The following is a 21,099-nucleotide window of genomic DNA, read 5'->3' as shown; positions in this document are numbered from 1 at the left end:
GTCTCCGTGTCACCGCATCTCCGTGTCACCGCATCACCGCGTCCCCGCGTCCCCGCATCTCCCCTGCTCCCTGTCACCTACTTGTGCCGTTTTTGATGCCATTGCCAGGCATGGGCGACAATATCTTTAATATCTGGGTATTGAGGTTTCCAGCCTAAGACTTTTTTGGCTTTCTCGCTTGTGCCGATGAGAATAGGAGAATCTCCAGGACGGCGATCGCATTCTTGAACAGGTATAATCTTTCCTGTAACTTCTTGTGCTGCGGCAATCACTTCTCGAACCGAGAAGCCGTTACCATTACCCAAATTGAAAACTTCGCTTTCACCACCTTGGAGTAAATATTCCAAACCCAAAATATGAGCATCTGCTAAATCACTGACGTGAATATAATCCCGAATAGCAGTTCCATCAGAAGTAGAATAATCGGTACCAAAAATCGAGATTGATTCTCGCTTGCCTAATGCTGTCATCAATACTAAAGGAATCAAATGAGATTCGGGATTATGATCTTCACCCAATAATCCATTGGGATCAGCACCAGCAGCATTAAAGTAGCGGAAACGCACCGATTTTAAGCCGTAAGCCACGTCGAAATCAGAAAGAATCTGCTCTACCATTAACTTGGTAGTTCCATAGGGATTGATGGGATGTTGGGGATGTTCTTCAGTCAGCGGGATAAATTCTGGTACACCGTAAGTGGCGCAAGTGGAGGAGAAAACAAATTTCTGAATAGAGGCAGCCAGCATCGCCTCTAACAGCGTCAAAGTACCGACAACGTTATTGCGATAGTATTTGGCAGGATTGGTTACTGATTCGCCCACATATGTATAGGCTGAAAAGTGCATAACTGCTGCCACATCATGGGTTTTAAATAGATGATCTAACAGGGGACGATCTTCTATGTCACCTTCTATAAGTTCTACCTGTAAAACTTTTTCCACTAAATCACGATGTCCATACACCAGATTATCGAGGATCACCACCTGATAACCTGCCTTTACCAAAGCAAGTACTGCATGAGAACCAATATAACCCGCTCCCCCAGTTACCAAAATGGTGGGCTTTCCTGCCGACATAGTTTTTCCTTTATAACGATTTGACTACTACTACTCAATTAATTTAGTTTACTGGTGCTATGTTGCTCTTCTGGAAAATCCTAAGATATAGACGCAGTGTCAAAAAATTGAACTAAAATCACTACGACGGTAGTCTGTAGGTGTGAGGTATGAAGTATTTTATAGGTCGGCTAATAGTGAAATTACAGTTTGACGATAAAATAAGTCCACTCCCCGCATCCTTTGGGCTTGCCACACCAGAAAATTAGAGAGTTAATCTATGTTTCAATTACTAAGCCGGGTATTGTTGTGGCTGCTAATTGGTGTTGTTGCCTTTTCTTTATTCCAGAGATTTTATCCAACAGTAAACTTTGTTGGACGATTTGCTTTAGGGATTGTATTGGTCGTTTTAGCTTTGGCATTTCTTAATCCTAGTGAACCCGCTGTAGCTTCCTTGTGGCGGTTGATCTCTTTTCCACTCAAGCCTCTAGGTGCGTCGGTTTTAATGTTGTTGATTGCTGCCCAAAAGATCAAAGGAGGTGGGATAGACAAACCCGGTGGGTTGTTATTGGGTTGGGCGCTGACGATTTTGCTATTGTCCAGTACACCAGCTATTGCTTACTTCGTCGTCAGAACCCCAGTAGGGGCAGGGCTGCCCCCGTCTGCATTAGTTGCTTTGAGTCCAACAAGTACTGCTTTGAACATCTCAGATATCAGAGGGGATAGCATCCTACCTGTGGGAGATATGAATCGGACAACCATGGCCTTCAATGCTCTAAATATGGGAATACCATCCTATCTACTACAAAATCCTCAAGCCATCAGTACAAGAGGATTACGAGTAGAAGATTTTGTACCTAATGCGGAAACGCTACAACTGACAACCCAAGTTTGGGAAAGTTATCTCAATCAGATTTACATTTTCTTACGCGGGCGCTCTTAAGAAGGTGGAAAACCTGATTATAAACAGGCCGCTCTGCTACCTTGTAGTGGCTGGCCTGTTTTAAAATTTGGTCTGATTTGCTAACTTGAAGAATAAACGCGCAAACACGGACACGCAGGGACGCAAAGGTGTAAATACGCAAATAAATATTTTTATCGAACAGAATTCAGGAGTCAGAAGTCAGAATTGCTGAATTAATTCTGTGCGAGTGGCGGATGAATAACCGGGTTTAAGACCCCCACCACATCTACGATTTGGTGGTGCAACAATTCAGTTGTGGGTACCCAATCCTCGACTGATTGATTCTGACCGGAGGCGGAGCGTCTCCGGCTCCGCTACTGACTCCTGACTCCTTCTTCAAGCGTCCTCGTGTACCCAGTTGATCATGGCTATGTAACTGAGTCATGGATTAGAGTAGGTGAAGACGGGCTACGGCAATAACGACAATACAAAAAAACCATAGCCAGTTAGTCCAGGATGATAAAGTAGCAAAATTGCGTGAATGACACAATCTCGACGGCTTGAGAAACTCGGTACTTATCTGCGTCCCTATTGGCGAGAGACGGCATTAGGCATTATTGCTTTATTGTTTGTGAATGGTCTAGGCGTTTATATCCCTTTGCTGATTCGCTCTGGGGTAGACAAACTTTCGACCACCTTTAGTATCAATCAAGTATTACATTATGTAATTACAATCATCTTGCTGAGTTCAGCGATGTTGCTGATGCGGATGGCTTCCCGCATTTGGATATTTGGCGTAGGGCGGCAGGTAGAATTTGAACTGAAACAGCGGATTTTTCAACATTTGCTCAAGTTGGAGCCAGCTTATTTTGCCAATAACACTCCTGGGGATTTAATCAGTCGGGCTACTAGTGATGTAGAAAATATCAGGAGGTTGTTGGGTTTTGCGGTATTGAGTTTGGCAAATACTCTGTTTGCTTACGCTCTAACGCTGCCAGTGATGCTGTCGATTAGTGTGGATCTGACATTAGCTTCTTTGGCAGTCTATCCGTTTATGTTTCTGTTGGTACATCTGTTTAGCGATCGCTTGCGTCAACAACAATCAGCGGTGCAGGAAAAACTTTCGGATCTGAGTGAACTCATCCAAGAGGACATTAGCGGCATTTCTTTGATTAAAATCTACGCTCAAGAAGAAAACGAACGTCAAGCTTTTAACAAGAAAAATCAGCAGCTATTGGCAGCTAATCTAAAATTGGCACAAAGCCGCAATACTCTGTTTCCGCTAATTGGCGGTTTAGCTAATCTCAGTTCTCTGATTATCATCGGCTTGGGAACAATGCGGATATCTTCTGGCACGCTGGATGTGGGTGATTTTTTGGCGCTACTGATTTATGTAGAGCGTCTAGTTTTCCCAACAGCTTTGTTAGGCTTCACCATCACTACTTACCAACGAGGTGAAGTAAGTATAGATCGCCTGGAATCTATTCTCAGTGTTACCCCCAAAATTCAAGATCCCGCAGATGCCATACGTATCAGCGCCGACAAAATCACAGGAAAACTGACAGCCAAAAATCTCACTTATACTTACCCTGGTGCCAGTACTCCAGCATTAGACCATATCAACTTTACTATTGCTCCGGGGGAAGTGGTGGCTATTGTCGGCGCTATCGGATCGGGTAAATCTACTTTGGCTAATGCTTTACCACACTTGTTGGATATTGAAGCTGGGCAGTTGTTTTTGGATGGGATAGATATTACAAAAATAGCTATAAATGATTTACGGGGTGCGATCGCCTATGTGCCTCAAGATAGCTTTTTGTTTAGCACCACCATTAAAAATAATATCCGTTATGGAGATCCGCTAAGTGAACAAGAAAGTGTAGAAGCAGTTGCTCATCTTGCCCAAATCGAGGCAGAAATTAGTAATTTTCCGCAGCAGTATGAAACTATTGTAGGTGAACGAGGAATCACTCTTTCTGGGGGACAGAGACAACGTACAGCCCTAGCTAGGGCAATGCTGATTGATGCCCCGGTGTTAATTTTAGATGATGCTCTCTCCAGTGTTGATAATCAAACAGCCACAAAAATCCTGAAAAATCTTGATCGTGGCACTCAAAGGAAAACAGTAATCTTCATTACCCATCAACTCTCCGCCGCTGCCACATCTGACCGAATTTTTGTCATGGACAAGGGCAAAATTGTCCAAGTAGGTAATCACTCCGAACTTCTAGAACAGCCAGGTCTGTACAGAACTTTGTGGAGTCAGTATCAAGTTGAGGAATTACTTCGTTGAGACTCTCAGGGACTTCCAAATAAAAAAATGCTATATCGCTTTTAATGCAGGGCAGGGGGAAAAAGTCGTTTTGATTCCAGCAGAAATTGGATAATTTATTTTTGGGAGTTCCTTAGAGTAATCCTGCCCTAATTGGAACTTAACAAAAATATATATAGCCAGTGTCATATATATTTATAACGGCGTTAGTTTTTTTTGAGATTGAAGTAGTATAAATTACAGAAAAGACTAATTTGACCTATTAATGATAATGTTGAAAATTCAACTAATAGCATCTTCCAATTCAGGGGAATTACCTGCATCCAGACTGTACAGCCATATGGGAGCGATCGCAGCTTTAGTCCTGATCAGTCTACTAAGTTCATCAGGTGGATCACCAGTTCAGCACAATATTTCTAACTCCTGGGAAGGATTAATTTGGGGGATAGCTGATCCAGTCATTAGCTTAAATCGATTAGCTGGCATAGTTGCCATCGGTTTACTGGCTGCTCGATTTGGACGTGGTGCTTGGATAGGTGCATCTTTTGTCATAGCCGCATTCTGTGGACAAATGATTCATCTGTACCAACAAAATTTACCAGGTCAAGAAATAGCGATCGCTATTTGCACTATTGCTTTTGGCATCATCTTAGTCCGGCAAATTCAACTTAGTTGGTTAGTTATAGCCATACTGGGTGCTGCTGCTGGTTTATTTCAGGGATATGCTGATGGTGAATCCATCATCGGTGCAGGAATACTCACTGTAGTTGCCTATATTATTGGTGTCATTTTAACTCAAAGTGTAATTTTCCTCTGTACTAGAGAAGTTGGTGTAATTATCGGTAGCAGAGAAATTCAGCCAATATTACCAAGTAAAATTCGCTGGGCTGGTTTAGCTGTTTGTGGTATCGGTATTGTGTTTTTGGGTCAATCCTTCATCTAATTAAGTAGAATATAGGACTTACGCACTGTGCAAATTAAACATGGTGTGCCTTTACCGAAATAGCTTCTTTCAGGCTTTAATTAATAATTTTGTTGATGTCGTGTTGTAGGGGTAAAGCACAGTGCTAAACCCCCACCGATAATTTTGCTTTTCAACAATACACAGCATATTAAGTTAGGACTTACGCACACCCCACGGAAAAACGAACCACAGAGGTACAGAGTTCACAGAGAAAAGAGGCTTTGAGAGATATTTTGCGTAAGTCCTGTAAGTGTTTTATATAGCCGTGGACAGGGTGGTTAGGACATCAATTGATAATGAAACTCTCACTACAAGAGGGTTTTACTCCTGAACCGATAGCGCAGCGTGGCGTAAGCTATAGGTCTGCGAAGCGTCTCCTGACTCCTGCTATATGATGCACGCGTAATCACTTATCAAAAAAATCTCTGTGTCCCCGCGTCAGTCTAGATGATAAGTATATCTCTGACGAGACGCTACGCGAACAATCGGACATTATATTATGTCAAGTTAGCCTCAAGTCCAGGAGATAACCCTTCTCGAAATCCAGTAGTATTGCTGGAGACATGAGTAAAACAAGCTTCATATAATATGAATTGACAAAAAAGTTATCGATTTCAATCAATGGCAATTAACTGTAACTTAAATAGGTTTTCGGAATGCATACCAGTATGAGAATCAGTTAGACTTTTTTAATACTGGAATTTGCAATTTAGCCTGGTATTACTGATTATGAAATTATTGGATGAATACTAACAATATTACTATGATGATTTCTCAAAATTGGGGCGGACAGGAAATGATTTCAGCAGGAGTCGAAGCTAAAATAAGTCGATTAGAATCTATTGTTGAGCAAATAGGGGAAGCAGTACTATCTACTACTGAAACAATTGAACGTCTGGCAGAAAGAGTGGATGCTCTAAGTGTACAAGTTGAAGCACAAGGAAAACAGGTACAGCAGCAGGGGTTTCAAATTTTCGCTTTGTGTGATGCTGTCCAAAGTCTAGCTGAAGCTCAGAAAGATTCACTACAAGAACTCACTCAATTGACACAAACAGTAGACAAAATCGTGTCTTTGCTTCAAAGTCCAGATGAAGAAACATGACGTTTCACTTCAAACCCTTAATTGAGTTATCGCAATATTCCCAGAAAAGCATACATCCACATCACTCCCAGGAGTGCGATCTCGTTTACCATATTCCCCCACATAGTAAAAATCATTACCTTCCATCCGATAATTGACGGGCAAAGGTTTGGTGCATGGTTGACAAAACACAACTTCAGGATCTGTTTCTCCCGGAAGGAGATGAGGTAAATTTACGTTCCAGAAGTTTCCAGGTTCTAAAGGACGTTGAAGCAAATCTGCTAAAACTGCTGATGTCCATTTAGCGGCTAAATCCCAATCGTAATTTAGTTTGGCTTTGCGATATTGGGAAATTGCAATTCCAGGAATACCATGCATTGCAGCTTCTCTAACAGCTGCGACAGTTCCAGAAATGTAAGCATCTACGCCCAGATTCCCTCCGGCATTAATGCCTGAAAGAACAAATTTGACATTTGAACATATTTGTGTAATTGCAATTCTCACACAATCAGCGGGAGTACCAGAGATAGCGTACTCAAACTCAGAACGGCGTTGTAGTTTAATAGGCACAGTTGTCGTCACTTGATGTCCACAACCAGATTGATGTTCTTTTGGTGCAGCTATAATTACATTTTTCCCGTTTACAGCTTTCAGTAAGGCTTGGATACCATCTGCGTCAATACCGTCGTCGTTGGTTAAGATGATGGTCATGTATTGTAAAACTTCGCCGAATATATAGACAAATATAACTAGTACCACACGGCGTAAGTTAACCAACCCTTAAAAATACCTGAAAAGCCTGTTTAATCTGTTTTTTTAATTTTTAATTTTTAATTCCGAGAAAGCGGTACTAGCAACTTATGTTAATAGTTAATTAATCTAACAAATCCATAATTATCCGCAAATGGGGTGATTTTGTCCTTGGTTGTGTAGTATTTTGAGTGCAAGACTGTCTTAGGATTCATCCGATGAAACAGCTACTCAAGCAATTATTTAGTAGTCAAAAATACTTTACACGCCTCATTTTATCCTTAATGGTGATGATGATGGCGACTTCTCTGTTCGCTGTGCCTGCTTTGGCGACGGGTGTGTATCAAATACCCAGTTTGTCACCAGACACCTGGATTGTAGATCAAGCTGATGTCATTAGTCGTTTCAATGAAGGTCAAATTAGCAGCGCCTTCAAAGAATTGGCACAGGAAACTGGTAACGAAGCCAGAATTGTGACTATTCACCGTCTTGACTATGGGGAAACACCAGAAAGTTTTGCTCAAGGACTATTTGAAAAATGGTTTCCCACAGCAGAAGCACAAGCAAATCAAACCTTATTGGTGATTGATACTGTTACCAATCGTGCCGCTATTGTCAGCGGTGATCAAGTCAAGTCTACATTGACAGATGCGATCGCTGAAAGTGTGGCTGAAGAAACTTTGGGTGTACCGTTACGCAATGGTAACAAATATAATCAGGCATTTATTGACGTGCGCGATCGCTTAGTCGCTGTCATCTCCGGTAAACCTGATCCCGGCCCACCAAAGATAGTAGAAACTATACGAGTAGAAGGAACATTTGGAAAAACCGAAGGAACCGAAAAAGACAATGCGATCGCTTGGATAGTAGGATTGTTAATTGCTGCCACTGTCATTCCCATGGCCACTTACTATATCTACCTAGCCGTTCAACCATCAAATGAGGCATAGGTGATTGGGGATGGCGTAAAACATCGTACCCTATATTGTGTAGGGGTTTAGCATTGCTAAACCCTCACCACTGAAATTACATATCCAAAATTTCTGCACTTATGCCGGCGCTTTTTCATAGCTATCAAAAACCTCTGTTTCTATTTCCTGGATATAATATTGGTCAGGATCAAAAACTCCATAAGTTGTGATCAACATCGCATGAATCAATGCCTTTGCTTTCAGCATTGTTTCTTGAAACTCCAACTGGGGATCAGAAAGCGCCACAATACCCCCACCAACGCCAATCGAAGTTTGTTCTGGAGTCAACACAGCAGTACGAATAACAATATTCAAATCAGCTGAACCATTCAATCCCAAAAAGCCGATTGCCCCTGAGTACACACCCCGCGCTTCCTGCTCTAATCGATCAATAATTTCCAGGGTTCTGATCTTAGGTGCGCCAGTCATAGAACCGCCGGGAAAGGCGTTGCGAATGCAGTCTACGGCGCTCATATCGGCGCGTAAATGACCACGAATGGTCGTTACCAGTTGATGTACTGTAGGATATGTTTCCACATCCATCAATTTGGGAACATGGACAGTGCCGACTGCACAAACTCTTCCCAGATCATTGCGAAGCAAATCCACAATCATCAGATTCTCTGCTCGATCTTTTTCGCTATTCCGTAATTGTTCACGCAGGATAAAATCTTCTTCGGGTGTTTTTCCTCGTGGCAGCGTCCCCTTAATAGGCTTTGTTTCTACCCAACCTTGGCGATCAATGTGCAGAAATCGTTCTGGAGACGAGCAAGCAATGGCCACATCGCCAAAGCGCAAAAATGCAGAGTAGGGAGCAGGATTGATGCGGCGTAATGAACGATAGAACCCCAGTGGATCTGGTGTCGTGTCTGTATGAATCTGGTTCGTCAAACAAACTTGATAGGTTTCTCCTTCGTGAATTTCCTGCAAACATTTCTTAATATCATCAAGATAAGTCCTTTGGGAACGGCTTAACCGGAAAATTACAGGTGTCTCTTTCTGCTCAGGAACAATAGGTAACAGAGGAGGAAGGTGGTGAATTTGGTGTATTATCCATTCAAACCAAGCTTCTGCTGAGGCTGTTTTTCCTTCCTGAATTAGGCAAAGCAAATAAAGAGTTTGCTCCTGGTGATCAATTACAATCATCCGATCAGCCAACAAAAACATGGCATCGGGTAAGGTAGAAGAGTGGTTTAATTGCGATCCACATTCTGCCTTGAGTTCATAGCCAAAGTAACCCACAAACCCGCAATTAAAATCAAAGGGTAGATCATCAGCTGGGCAATGTCGCCGTTCAATTTCTCGCTTGAGATACTCAAAAATTCCTTCTTTTCTACGGCTGATATTATCAGATTTTGTAATAGTCAGTTCCTGCGATAGCGTCCGATAATGAATCAAGAAACTGTTTTCTCCACTGCTATCTCCCATGAAAGAAAAGCGAGAAAGACCAGGTTCAACACGACTGCTATCTAGCCAAAATGCGTTGGGTGATTTACCAAACAAATGCACAAATATCTGCTCAGAATCGGGACACACATTCAGTTTGCGCGTACAAAGTTCAAATTCCCGTTGCTGTTTTTGGACAGAAGAACTTGTTGGCAAAGCAGCATTACCGTTGTTTCCTTTCCAATAGTGTTTTCTAGGATTTTTGCCTAGCTCATGGGCAAATTTTCGGGTAATTTCTTTAAAATTCTCGAATAAAGTATGTCCATACTGAGTACAAATTGACTCTGGATGAAACTGTACACCCCACAGTGGCAAAGAACAATGGCGTATTCCCATCACCAGGTTATCTTCTGTCCACGCTACTTTTGCCAAACAGTCCGGTAGGTCATTGGAAACCAGCAAGGAATGGTAACGCACAACAGAGAAAGGTGAAGGAATTCCCGCAAACAAATCACTGCCATTGTGATAAACTTCACTGACTTGACCATGCCTAACTTCAGGGGCATAAATAACTTTTCCCCCATACCCATGACCAAGTCCCTGATGTCCAAGACAAACCCCTAAAAGTGGCACTTGGGCATTTTGAATAATTTGACGACAAATTCCAAAATCTTTTGGGTTTTCTGGACGACCTGGCCCTGGTGAAATCACGATGTTATCAAATTCCCACTGGTTCAGTTCATCCCATACAAACTTGTTTGTAATTACAGTGGGATACTCTCCATTGACTTCTGCAATTAATTGATAAAGGTTAAAAGTATAAGAGTCATAGTTGTCAATAATCAAGGTTTTCACGTTGCAATCCTCTCAATTAACTTTTCAAAAATTTCAGCTTTTTGTTGGTATGACAACATGAAACCAAACCTAGGAATCAAGGCTTTTTCAATTTAGCAAAGGTATTGTTCAGAGGGAACTCTTAACTCTTAATAGGGAATAGGAAAAAGTCATATTTAAAAACATGAAATCGAAATAATAACACTGTTTTTTGACTGAGCTTTAAACTCAGAACTAAAGTTTCTTATCTGTTCCCTGTTCCCTATTCCCTTTTTTTGTAAACTCAATTTTCTCATCAGCTATCAAATTGGGGAAGAGATAATACCTATTACCTCCTTCCCAATTACCCATCATTCTTGATTTTAATCCTGAATGTACTCTTGCCCTGTCACTAAAGCAATTTCAGCGCGAACAAATTCTCTACCCAAATAAGCCGCATGGTCTAGTAAGGTAAGAGGACAGGGTTGAGTTTCTTCAAAAATCTTCACACACAGTTCTTTTGCAGTCCTGCCACTAAATACAGTTGTGTGGATTCTTTCTACCTTTCCCCGTGCCGGAATTACCTGACCTGTTTCTGGATCTACAGCCAAACCGCGATCATCAATTACATTTGTAAAATGCTTGGCGTAAATTAACTGTTCATTGCGGTCTATGTAAATAATGAAGTAGCCACTGGGATCAAGGTCAATATGACGTTGAGAAAGTTTATTATCAATTGCGGTTAAATCATCAAGTAACAAATTCATAAGCATTCTCAAACGAAAAATTATTTCGACAGTCTTTTTACATTACATCTCAAAGGTATTGCTGAGGTGATATTTTTCCTAAGCATTACCTTTGCTAAAAGGTAACTCTGCATTAATCGCCTCCATTTCCTGCTGTTCCATTTCATTAACTTCCCGAATATAGGGGCGCAAAATTTGTCCTAAACGATTGTTGTAAAAGCGATGGAGACTGTAATTGGGTTTGGCTGGAAACCCTCGCCGTTTCTTGTGTCTACCTCCTGCACCGGGGTCAAAAGTTTGGATACCGTGAGCGATCGCCCACTCAATCGGTTTATAATAGCAAGCATCAAAATGTAAGCAGTCTATTTCCTGAAAACTACCCCAATAACGTCCATATAGTCTGTCATCCTTAAATAGACAAAAGGACATTCCCACAGGTTGACGATGATCCTCTTCATTGTAGGCAGCAAAAAATACCACCCGATGGCGATAACTATGATGTAACTGCTCAAAAAACCGCTTTGTCAGGTACTTGCTACCCCACCAACCAAACTTATCGCAGGTGTCAGCATAAAACTCGTACATCAAGGGAAACAAAGACTTAGGAATTTCTTCACCAGTCAATGCTTCAAGTCTTAAACCTGCTTTTTCAACAGCTTTGCGTTCGCGTTTAATATTGCGTCTTTGATTAGCATTGAATACTGTCAAGTAATCATCAAAAGCTTGAAATTCTGCGTTTTCCCAAATGTAACTATGGTGTAACCAAGGTGTAAAACCTTGTTTTTCCAACACAGCCCGCCATTGAGGATCAACATAGAGAAAATGACAGCCGGAAATACCATGCTTGATGCAGAAAGCATCAATCTCATGCAACATTATCGCTGTGATTTCTTCCTCATCTTCCCCAGCAGCAATTAAGAAGCGATAGCCTTCTGCCGGCGTAAAGGGAGACATTCCCAACATTTTTGGATAATATTCTACCCCAATGCGTGAGGCTAACTCTGCCCACTGATGATCAAATACAAATTCGCCTTGACTATGGCCTTTTAAATAAAGTGGGGCAGCAGCAATTAATATTCTATCTCGCCACAGCGTCAAGTGATTTGGCAACCAACCTGCGTTCGCTGTCGCACTGTGGGAGGTTTCCATATTATTCAGCCACTGCCACTCTAAGAACGGGGTTTTGAGTGGCATTGCCAAAGCATCCCAGGCTTCTTGGGTAACTTCGGCAATTTTGTTAGTCCAAACGACAGAATAGTTAGGTTTAAGTGGTTTTACCATCGTGTGGCTTTTAATATTTAAAAAGTTAGCAAAAGCTTTCATTAGCGTAATCTATAGAAGCTTGTGGTTGCAGCCGATAGCGCCAAAATACTTTCTGTTCTATTGTAAAAACTTGTAGAAGTTGCCACTTGTGAGAAATCCGGGTAAAAATTCTTGCCCTTGATCAATTTTTTCGGTTAGTGTTTCCGTAACCAGAATTTGCTCAAATTCTCAGCCTTATTGTCAAAAATGTGCCTCCACTTTAGTCGTGATTAACCAGCATTTAACTGGTTGCTGAAAGAATTTAATATCCGGATTATGGTGGTCAGAACTCGAAATCACTATATGAACGGGCTGAGGAGTTCTATTTTCTTTTGTTCTCTGTTGCAGCAGCGTTGAATCTGACAACGTAATTGTTGTACCGTAGGCACAAAGCGTACCCGCATCGAATAAAATGGCATAATAGGCAGCAATTTATTTTTCCAAGTGGGTAGTATCAGCCCCTGAGGCCAACAGTGCGATCGCTTGAAATCTGCTATCTTGCCTTCTACACTCATGTTCACAACCACCGTGGTATGAGGAACATATTTTACCATTGGATTGGTTTGATAGTTTTGAACTTTTTCTTATGAATGAGTTGATTGTAGAAAAGCCTTGCCAACAGAAAAATGTTTATTAATTTCATCCTTAGATAGATATGCAAAACCAGCCGCTATTACATATACTGTCTAATAGTTTTGGTATCTCTAATGTCTTTTTACCCAATAACAGTTTGATATTTTTAACAAGTTACAATAAATTTCCCATAATTTTATAAAATGTCTCGTTTAGCTAGTCTAATTGCATATCGGTGTTATTGTGGTTTGCAGATGCGAAGTGAGACACTCGATGGCTAAGTTCCGTCAATCGTCATTTCGGCGAATTTTAGTAACAAGAATTCTTCTGCTATTTGTTCCGGTGTTATTAGTCGGAGAAATGGTGGCTTTGAATAAGGCACGCTCAAGCCTTTTGACAACTGCTCGACAAAACTTAACAGAGAGCGCTATCAATAAAGGTGAAAAAATTACCGATGCGATTGCAGTACTGAAAACTAATTTGCTGAGTGCTAGTCAAACAACAGTCATTAAGTCTGGTTACTCAGATCAAGTTCAAACATTTCTCAATCAACTAGCGCAACAACTACCAAACCACATTGATTGTATTCAATTAAAAAATCTCCAAACAGGTAACATCATTGCTAGTAGCTGCGGTGATAAAGCAATTTCAGAATTAAAATTATCTTTTCCCAGTGATGAAGTGCAAATCCAAGCTATATTACCACCCAAAGCTGGAACAACTGGCAAAAAAAATACACAAAATCAGCTGCAATTGCTGTTATCAGCCCCAGTTTATAATCGTCGTGGAAATTTAGCTTATGCATTAATTCTGCAAACGACATTACACCAGAAAACTACAAATCAACCGGGTTCACTTACAGGCTCTTTGGTAGTCATTGCTGAAAATGGAGCTATTTTGGCTCACCCTTTGCCAGAAAGAGTTGGAACTAATATTAATAATTACTCAGATGCTGAACAACTAAAAAACTTAATTAAAAATGCAATTACAGGACGTAATGATTCCATAAATTTTAATTTTATAGAAAGCGAAGAATTAGTTGCTGGCTATACAGCTATTCCTGATCCCATTACACCCAAACAGCAAAAAAAATGGGTTATTTTAGCTGTAACAAGTGTAAAAAATGCACTGTTTAGTTTAGATGAAATCAAACTTATCCTGATTGTTTTGACTGTTGGTTTAATTGGTGCAAGTTTGTTGGCATCATTATATTTAGCTCCTTATCTAGCTGGCCCTGTAGAAGAACTCAGAGACTATGCTTTAAATATTCACAGTCACCACGCTGCACAACCAATTCCTCGTAACTTTAAAATTCGGGAATTTAATCAATTAGCACAAGCACTAGATCAAATGGTTGAACGACTCAAAGCATGGGCAGAAGAACTAGAAATAGCCTGGAAAGAAGCAAAATCAGCTAATAAAGTTAAAAGTCAGTTTTTAGCTACGACTTCCCATGAATTAAGAAATCCACTAAATATTATTATTAACTGCGTTCGCTTAGTTAGAGATGGAATGTGTGATGACAGAGAAGAAGAATTAGAATTTCTCCAGCGAGCGGATGAAACAGCAATTCATTTGTTAGGAATTATTAATGATTTACTCGATATTTCCAAAATTGAAGCAGGTAAACTTTCAGTAGTAATAACGCCTCTAGAATTGCGTCAATTACTGCTAGAGGTCATTAATTTACAATCAGTGAATGTCCAACATAAGGGATTACAACTTAAATGTGAGTTAGGTAATGAAGCGATACCAATTAAGGCCGATGAAGTAAAACTCAAACAAGTTCTCATTAATATCATTGGTAATGCTACGAAATTCACCGATACAGGTAGCATCACCATTAGTACAGATATTCAGCACAGTCATGGTAAATATCATGTCATAGTCGCAATCAAAGATACAGGAATAGGTATTGATCCTGGGCAGCAGCATAAACTATTTCGCCCCTTTGTGATGGTGGATGGTACAACCACACGGAAATTTGAAGGAACTGGACTGGGATTAGCAATTTCTCGCAACTTAATCGAACTGATGGGTGGAACTATTACTCTTGAGAGTTTGGGTTTGCACCAAGGAACGACGGTAAAAATTATATTACCTTTGATTGATATATCTCTATTACCTAACTCAGTAAAAAAAGGGGATTTAAGAAATAGTGAACATACTTCTAATAATGACGTGAAAGGAATCATTTATACTAGCTTGCAGCCAGCAGAGATAAAGGAAGAACCAGTAGATACAAGTGAGATCAATCGACTTTCACAACAAGGAGAAAAAGTAGCAAAGCTTTAATATTTCCTCTTAGAATTCAGTTTGATTTTCAGAATCCAATACAATATAGGGCGGGGAAACCAAACCCCATTCAATACAATATAGGGCGGGGAAACCCCGCCCCTACTTAGGATAAAAAACTATACCTCATAACAGCAGGAAGCGCTGTATATTTAGTCCTGTATAAATTAAATTTATGGTGATCGCTTGTCTAACCTGCTGAACGGTTACTACAAATCATAAAATTAAGGATTAGTGATGGTGATAGATTTACCACCTTGCTGGAGAGATGTAGTCAAAGCGCTGAGAATTTCTACTAATTCTCTACCTACCCAACCAGAGGAAACCAGAGAAGGGGTATTCTGGAGGATAGAAACAACAAAGCGATCGCACACTTTCTGTAATGGTTCACCCTTTTCAATGTCCAGCGCTTCTTGGCTTTGATTCACAGGAATAAAGAAATTTTCCTGTTGAGAAAACTCTCCATATATCAGAGTTAAAGGTGATGCAGGGGACATTTCATCAAAAATCAAGCTACCCTTGCTACCCACAATCCCTAATCGTCTCTGTTTATCGGGATTTAGCCAACAGAGGTGAATATAGGCTTGAAATTGATCTGGATAAGTCAGCTTTACCCAAACTAAATCAGCTAAACCTTGGTTTTCCGTTGCGGTTCCCTCAATAGACCTATTTTCCTGTAGCCACACCGTACCCGTTGCTTGGACTTTCACAGGTAATTCACCTAACCAAGTGTTAAAGATAGCGATATCGTGAATAGCTAAATCCCACAATGCATCAACATCTTGCCGAACTGGTCCCAAATGGGTGCGGGTAGCATAGCCATAACGTAAAGCACCTAATTGACCAGACTGAACAACAGTTTGACCTCGTTCTACGGCTGGATGAAATAAATAGGTGTGGTCAACCATGAGTATCAATTGCTGATAATCAGCTAATTGGCAAAGTTCCCGACATTCTTCTGAATTAAGAGTTAAGGGTTTTTCTGCCAAAACATGGTATCCCTGCTGGAGTGCATCTTTAATTAAGGCATAGTGAGTAGTAGCAGGAGTTGCGATCGCTACTGCATTCACTCCTGGAACTTGCTTGATCGCTTGCCAATCAGTTGTTAATAATACATTTTCATCTAACTCAAACTGTTGTTGGACTGCTGTCAATCTTGCTGGATGGTTGTCTACTACAGCCACTACAGACACTTGAGGATGTGCTAAAAAATTTCGCAGTAAATGTACTCCCCAACGTCCTACCCCGATGATCGCAAGTTTAATATGAGTCATCCGATTTTGGATTTTGGATTTTAGATTTTGGATTGACCCCTCTGATAAATCCGGGGGCTTGTACCATTAAGGAATTATTAGTCATTTGTCATTTGCTCCCTTAGCAATCACCTCTTCAGTAACTGCTACATAAGCTACTTTAGCTGCTGCCTGTTCAGCTGCTTTAATAGAGCGTCCCTTGCCTTGTCCTAACATTTTTTCATTTAACCAAACTTCAGCCACAAAACGCTCTTGAGTGCCGTGGGGTTGATTCACCTCCACTACTCGATACTCTGGCAAAACTTTAAATTGTGCCTGAGTCCATTCTTGGAGAGCCGCTTTATAGTTGAGTCGAGCCGGATCAAGACGAATTTCTGTAGTCAGTTGTTGGAAGTGGGGATCTAACCAAGGACGAATCAGATTGAGATTGTGAGTACTGAGATAAAGCGCTCCCAGAACTGCTTCAAAAGCATCTGCAAGTCTTGACTCTTGACCAATATGATCAGCGGTAGCACTACCAGCGACGAGTAAGTATAATTCTAAACCATATCCTCTTGCTAATTGGGAAAGAATGCGATCGCTCACCAAAACGGAACGAATAGCCGCAAAATCCCCCACAGAGCAATCAGGATAATGTTCCCATAACATCACAGCCGCTACCAGCCGCACCACCGCATCACCCACAAATTCCAGCTGTTCATAATTTGCCGACTCAGAAACAGTCGCATGAGTTAGCGCCAAATCAAGCAATGGCCACTTTATCGGTGCATCTTTTGACAAACCCAGCTTTTGGACTAAACTTTCAAGTTGCCTTTGACGGCGGGGATAAACGAGAGACATTCAGTAAGTGTGGAAAAAGGGCTAATAACTCCTAACTTAGCATTAAATATAGAGTATAAATAGAAGTTGGTTTTTGTGGAAAAACTTACTGTGACAGCATTTTCATAAATGCAAAGATTTATGAAATTTGGAATTAGCGATTCCTCATACGGAACGCCCCAGGCATCGCATATACTACAATAAAAACATGAAAGGAGAGATAAAGTGACATTTATGCCTATTTTATCACTTGCGTTAAATATACATTTAAACTTTCATGGGTTTCAGCATAGCCATTAAATGCTGTCAGTGCTTGTTCATTAGTAAGTATAGGATTTAGACTGGTATAGTCATTATTAAAAGTAAAACTTAATTTTTCTGTGATAAACAATTGACTTTTATTAGAGTCTCTTAAAATTAACCTTAAAAATACTAACAAAAACCACATTTCATATTTTCCTCTAAAAACTTTACAATGCTGGCAATCAATAAACTCAGTAATCTTTGCATTTAAAATATTTTCTGAAACTTCCAACGCTTGAGGGAAAGTCTGTTTTATTTTTTCCAAGTCATAATTTACCGAAACTGACTCTAAAGTTAAATCAATAAAATTCTTTGGGAATTTATCATCTAAATTTACACCTATTTCTTTTCCTGTTGTATTTCTAATTTCTACCAAACAAGCATACCAAGCATTAAATAAAGTTGTAGCTTGATGAAACTCTTCTTGTCTGTCTTTAAAAAGAGTAATACAAACTTGAAATGCTGGATCACTAACCTCTGATAAATGAAATTCGTTTTTGAGAATTTCTTTAAAAACATTTACTGAAACATAAAAATTTTCAATCGAATAACAAGGTGTTTCAAATATTGGTGGGTTATGAAGTAGTAAAGGTTCATTAAAATCCCTATCAATGAAAAAAGCTTTTTTGTATTTATCGTATTCAGAATGAATAGTAATAAGTCGGTAAACGTCTAATACTTTATCTCTACCACCGCACATTATTAGGTGATAATTATCTGTAAAACGTTTTATTCTTGGTGAGTAGTAAGCATTATCTTTACCTTCAAAAAAACAAAATAAACCATCTTTATCTTGTCTTGTATGCAGAGCAAATTCTTGATAAGCAACCTGGGATTTATCTCGACTTTGTTTGAGTTTTTCTAAGTATGACATTAGGCTATAATCATTTCTGGAGATTGAATATATTGATCTAATCCAATAGCATATTTATCTAATTCATTATCAAAAATGAATGGAGAATGAGTTACAGCTAATAGTAATTCACATTTTCCTGAATTTATAATATCTGGAAGTAATTGTTTTTGCCATATTATTGATAATGATAATTCTGGCTCATCGAAAAGTACAATAAATCTTTTGTAACTTTCAGAAAGGTAAATTTTAGAAAATATAGAAATAATTTGTTTCTCTCCAGAAGAAAGTTTACTTAATGCAATTTCAGAAGAATTTTTCTCTGATTTTATAAATATTCTGATAGCACTTTCATCATAAAATACCTTTTTATTGATCAAATATTTATTACAAACGTCTCTGAATACTTTCACAGAATTGTCTAACTCTTTCTGAGAAGAGTAAATTTCAATTAATTTTTTTAGGAAAAAATTTAGAGAACTATCTTTAGGTTTTGCTTCTTTATTTAAAAGTAGTTCTCGAATTCTTGCTTTTTTCGTTTCTGAAATTCTCTTTCCGACACGTGATAATAAAATTTCAACATCATTATTGTCAATATTTTTCAGAAAATCGCTATCTGTTGTATTTTCTTCATCTTCTATAAGTTGACTGAGAATTTCAGATGACATTTCTGAAAAACCTTCTTTTAAAAGTCTATCAATAGTGTTTTGAATGTTATTAAAACGTTGTTGAACATCATCCATCCCAAACTGAATAAGTGTATTCTCTTGACTTAAGAGTTCGTCATCATTATAACCAAGATTATGTAAATCTTCTTCTACACGCCTATATGTGGGAAAATACATAATCTCACTAGTGCCAGTTCCTGATTCAATTTCTTTTTCACATTGATTAAAAAAAGAGTTGAATATATGTACTTTTTTTCTTCCAATTTGTATATCAAATATATCAAAACCACGGCGCTTTTTTATTTCAGAAGTAGGTTTAGAATTATCTGAAGTATATAACAGATGAATCTTGCTTTGTATAAATCTCTTTTTTAAAATCTCAACTCCTATCATAAGATTATGATATTTAATTTTAATTTGATTATCAAATTCATCCATAACTATAGGATTTTCATAAATTTGTTTAATCAATTCATCTACATTAAGTTTAGTTATTTCAACAGATTTTCCGTGATGAAATTCTAAAATCAATTTATCAAATGTAAATTCACCAAGTCTAAAAAAATTTCTTGTTAAAGTATAATAAAAAAGATTTAAGACTTGAGTTTTTCCAATTCCATTTTCACCAACGAGTATTTTTATATTTTCATCAAAAGGAATTTGTACATTATCTGTTTCAAAAAGACCATACACTGAAAAAGATTTTATATTACTTATGTTCATTTGATTATCCATAACAGTATATTAGGTTAAATGGCTACAACTAGATAATTTTTCTATTCTTTTCTTACTTTGCTCCTTAGCGTCTACTCTTTGCTACGCAACGCTACCGCGAACGAGATTGCTAAGAGCGATTGCGCGAAACTTGCCTTTAAATGTAATTCATTTACCTGAAAATTGCTGTAATTGAAAAAACGAACTATGGAAAATAAAAAATCCATAATTCGTTTAAGAAGAGAGTCGGTAGTAAGCCGGGTTCTGTTCTCTTTCGAGGGCAGTTATCTATCTGGGATGCCTGTTACCAGACACCTCTAGCGGCTCTTGTTTAACGGAACTGGTAAAAGACCAACCATAGTTCCTCTGGCCTTGCTCCCAACCGGGGTTTACCGAGCCAGCACCTCTCGATGCTGCTGGTGCGCTCTTACCGCACCTTTGCACCCTTACCAACCAATTTAAAATTGATGGGCGGTATCTTTCTGTGGCACTATCCTCACGATCGCTCGCACTGGACGTTATCCAGCAAGTTTGGTCTTTCGGAAGCCCGGACTTTCCTCAAACCAGTGTTGATAACTGATCTGCAACTGCCTACGCCTACTCTCTCCTTTATCCAGTGTACGCTTTGATCGCCATCTGTGTCTGGATTGGAATTACTTCTTTTTATTCCAAGGTAAAGCGTAAGTCCAGGGTAGCTTGGTGATGGTAAAGGGACAATTGATAATTGACACTGGAGGAACATTGATACCAGGAGCAATACCGACTCTCATTTCCGAAATCCGCAGCACGAGTTGTAATGAAAATTCCAAATCCTTTGTGCCATCTAAAAAGTCTTTGTATAACTTCTTTTGCTTATCATTCTTTTTGATGGCAGCAACATTAATTAAAGGCGATGCTGGTTTATAAATACCTAATTCTTTATCTCTTTGAAAAACATCTTCTGCGGTGACATTTTCCGAAATAGTTTTCTTAGGAGCAATGATAGTGGGAACTTGGGGTATAGCTAAATCACGTGTTAAATCTGGGGATTTGCGAATCACTCGGCGGGATTGCTGAGTATGTTCAACCACAAAAGAACTATTATCCCAGTCAACGTATATGGCAATACTTTCTGATTTATTTTCAATACTCATTGATAACTCTTTCAGATCAGTTTCTATTTTATCTAAACCATAATTACTTGTTTTAAAAGAAATGCCCACTGTATCTTGGAGATTTTGCTCTTTTAATTGTTCATCGACAATACCTTTCTGAAAATTCAGCATTACCATATCGTCGATAGATTCAATCATGCGATTGAACGTGTAATATACCCCCAGAATATAAACTGTCAAAACAATGAGATTTTGATCGCCGCTTTGTATTGCCATAAATTTG

Annotated in this window: 17 protein-coding genes and 1 other RNA gene; 6 read left to right on the top strand and 12 right to left on the bottom strand. The window is 39.3% G+C overall.

Annotation, left to right across the window (positions count from 1 at the left end):
- Positions 1-77: 77 nt before the first annotated feature.
- The gene (gene galE, locus H6G59_RS24000; RefSeq protein ID WP_190719541.1) at positions 78-1,076 is read right to left on the bottom strand and encodes a UDP-glucose 4-epimerase GalE; all 999 of its coding nucleotides are present in this window, start codon (positions 1,074-1,076) and stop codon (positions 78-80) included.
- Between the two features lie 259 nt (positions 1,077-1,335).
- On the opposite strand from galE, the gene fraI reads away from it, so the two are divergent.
- From fraI to H6G59_RS23980, 4 genes are all read left to right on the top strand, one after another.
- Positions 1,336-1,998 (top strand): septal nanopore formation protein FraI, encoded by a 663-nt coding sequence (gene fraI, locus H6G59_RS23995; RefSeq protein WP_190719538.1) that lies wholly within the window; start codon positions 1,336-1,338, stop codon positions 1,996-1,998.
- 502 nt (positions 1,999-2,500) lie between these two features.
- Positions 2,501-4,252: an ABC transporter ATP-binding protein gene (locus H6G59_RS23990; RefSeq protein WP_190719535.1), complete on the top strand. Its 1,752-nt coding sequence runs from the start codon at positions 2,501-2,503 to the stop codon at positions 4,250-4,252.
- 250 nt (positions 4,253-4,502) lie between these two features.
- Positions 4,503-5,174, top strand: coding sequence for a HupE/UreJ family protein (locus tag H6G59_RS23985; protein WP_190719532.1), 672 nt, complete (start codon positions 4,503-4,505; stop codon positions 5,172-5,174).
- Between the two features lie 763 nt (positions 5,175-5,937).
- Positions 5,938-6,297 (top strand): hypothetical protein, encoded by a 360-nt coding sequence (locus H6G59_RS23980; protein ID WP_127056688.1) that lies wholly within the window; start codon positions 5,938-5,940, stop codon positions 6,295-6,297.
- A gap of 9 nt (positions 6,298-6,306) precedes the next feature.
- Here H6G59_RS23980 and surE read toward each other — a convergent pair whose 3' ends face one another.
- Complete coding sequence (gene surE / locus H6G59_RS23975) at positions 6,307-6,987, bottom strand: 5'/3'-nucleotidase SurE (RefSeq protein ID WP_190719529.1); 681 nt, start codon at positions 6,985-6,987, stop codon at positions 6,307-6,309.
- Between the two features lie 257 nt (positions 6,988-7,244).
- Here surE and psb32 point away from each other — a divergent pair, with 257 nt between their 5' ends.
- Positions 7,245-7,976, top strand: coding sequence for a photosystem II repair protein Psb32 (gene psb32, locus H6G59_RS23970; protein WP_190719526.1), 732 nt, complete (start codon positions 7,245-7,247; stop codon positions 7,974-7,976).
- Between the two features lie 99 nt (positions 7,977-8,075).
- On the opposite strand, the gene pabB is transcribed toward psb32, so the two are convergent.
- The 4 genes from pabB to H6G59_RS27495 form a co-directional block, all read right to left on the bottom strand.
- Positions 8,076-10,238 (bottom strand): aminodeoxychorismate synthase component I, encoded by a 2,163-nt coding sequence (gene pabB, locus H6G59_RS23965; RefSeq protein WP_190719522.1) that lies wholly within the window; start codon positions 10,236-10,238, stop codon positions 8,076-8,078.
- Positions 10,239-10,579: 341 nt separating this feature from the next.
- Positions 10,580-10,963, bottom strand: coding sequence for a DUF4346 domain-containing protein (locus H6G59_RS23960; RefSeq protein WP_190719519.1), 384 nt, complete (start codon positions 10,961-10,963; stop codon positions 10,580-10,582).
- A 78-nt stretch (positions 10,964-11,041) separates the two neighbouring features.
- Positions 11,042-12,223: a GNAT family N-acetyltransferase gene (locus tag H6G59_RS23955; protein WP_190719516.1), complete on the bottom strand. Its 1,182-nt coding sequence runs from the start codon at positions 12,221-12,223 to the stop codon at positions 11,042-11,044.
- A 320-nt stretch (positions 12,224-12,543) separates the two neighbouring features.
- A complete protein-coding gene (locus tag H6G59_RS27495; protein ID WP_242038968.1) occupies positions 12,544-12,798 on the bottom strand; it encodes a hypothetical protein in 255 nt (84 codons plus the stop codon).
- Positions 12,799-13,090: 292 nt separating this feature from the next.
- On the opposite strand from H6G59_RS27495, the gene H6G59_RS23945 reads away from it, so the two are divergent.
- Positions 13,091-15,112, top strand: coding sequence for a sensor histidine kinase (locus H6G59_RS23945; RefSeq protein ID WP_190719513.1), 2,022 nt, complete (start codon positions 13,091-13,093; stop codon positions 15,110-15,112).
- 224 nt (positions 15,113-15,336) lie between these two features.
- Here the strand turns inward: H6G59_RS23945 and H6G59_RS23940 are convergent, their stop codons facing one another.
- The 6 genes from H6G59_RS23940 to H6G59_RS23915 all read right to left on the bottom strand — a co-directional run bounded on the left by H6G59_RS23940 (position 15,337) and on the right by H6G59_RS23915 (position 21,092).
- On the bottom strand, positions 15,337-16,386 hold the full coding sequence (locus H6G59_RS23940; RefSeq protein ID WP_190719510.1) for a Gfo/Idh/MocA family protein: 1,050 nt from the start codon (positions 16,384-16,386) through the stop codon (positions 15,337-15,339).
- Positions 16,387-16,467: 81 nt separating this feature from the next.
- Positions 16,468-17,205: a ribonuclease III gene (gene rnc, locus H6G59_RS23935; RefSeq protein WP_190719506.1), complete on the bottom strand. Its 738-nt coding sequence runs from the start codon at positions 17,203-17,205 to the stop codon at positions 16,468-16,470.
- Positions 17,206-17,422: 217 nt separating this feature from the next.
- Positions 17,423-18,361, bottom strand: a complete 939-nt coding sequence (locus H6G59_RS23930) for a DUF4435 domain-containing protein (protein ID WP_190719503.1) — start codon at positions 18,359-18,361, stop codon at positions 17,423-17,425.
- Positions 18,361-19,743, bottom strand: coding sequence for an AAA family ATPase (locus H6G59_RS23925; protein WP_199332145.1), 1,383 nt, complete (start codon positions 19,741-19,743; stop codon positions 18,361-18,363). Before H6G59_RS23925 ends, H6G59_RS23930 begins: the two co-directional genes overlap by 1 nt.
- A 216-nt stretch (positions 19,744-19,959) precedes the next feature.
- An RNA gene (rnpB, locus tag H6G59_RS23920) (RNase P RNA component class A) lies at positions 19,960-20,327 on the bottom strand.
- Between the two features lie 48 nt (positions 20,328-20,375).
- Positions 20,376-21,092, bottom strand: a complete 717-nt coding sequence (locus H6G59_RS23915) for a hypothetical protein (RefSeq protein WP_190719501.1) — start codon at positions 21,090-21,092, stop codon at positions 20,376-20,378.
- Between the last annotated feature and the right edge of the window lie 7 nt (positions 21,093-21,099).

The organism is Anabaena lutea FACHB-196 (genome assembly GCF_014698305.1).
Classification (GTDB): domain Bacteria; phylum Cyanobacteriota; class Cyanobacteriia; order Cyanobacteriales; family Nostocaceae; genus Anabaena; species Anabaena lutea.
Note: the sequence above shows the minus strand (reverse complement) of the source record. Positions and strands in the feature narration are given on the sequence as shown.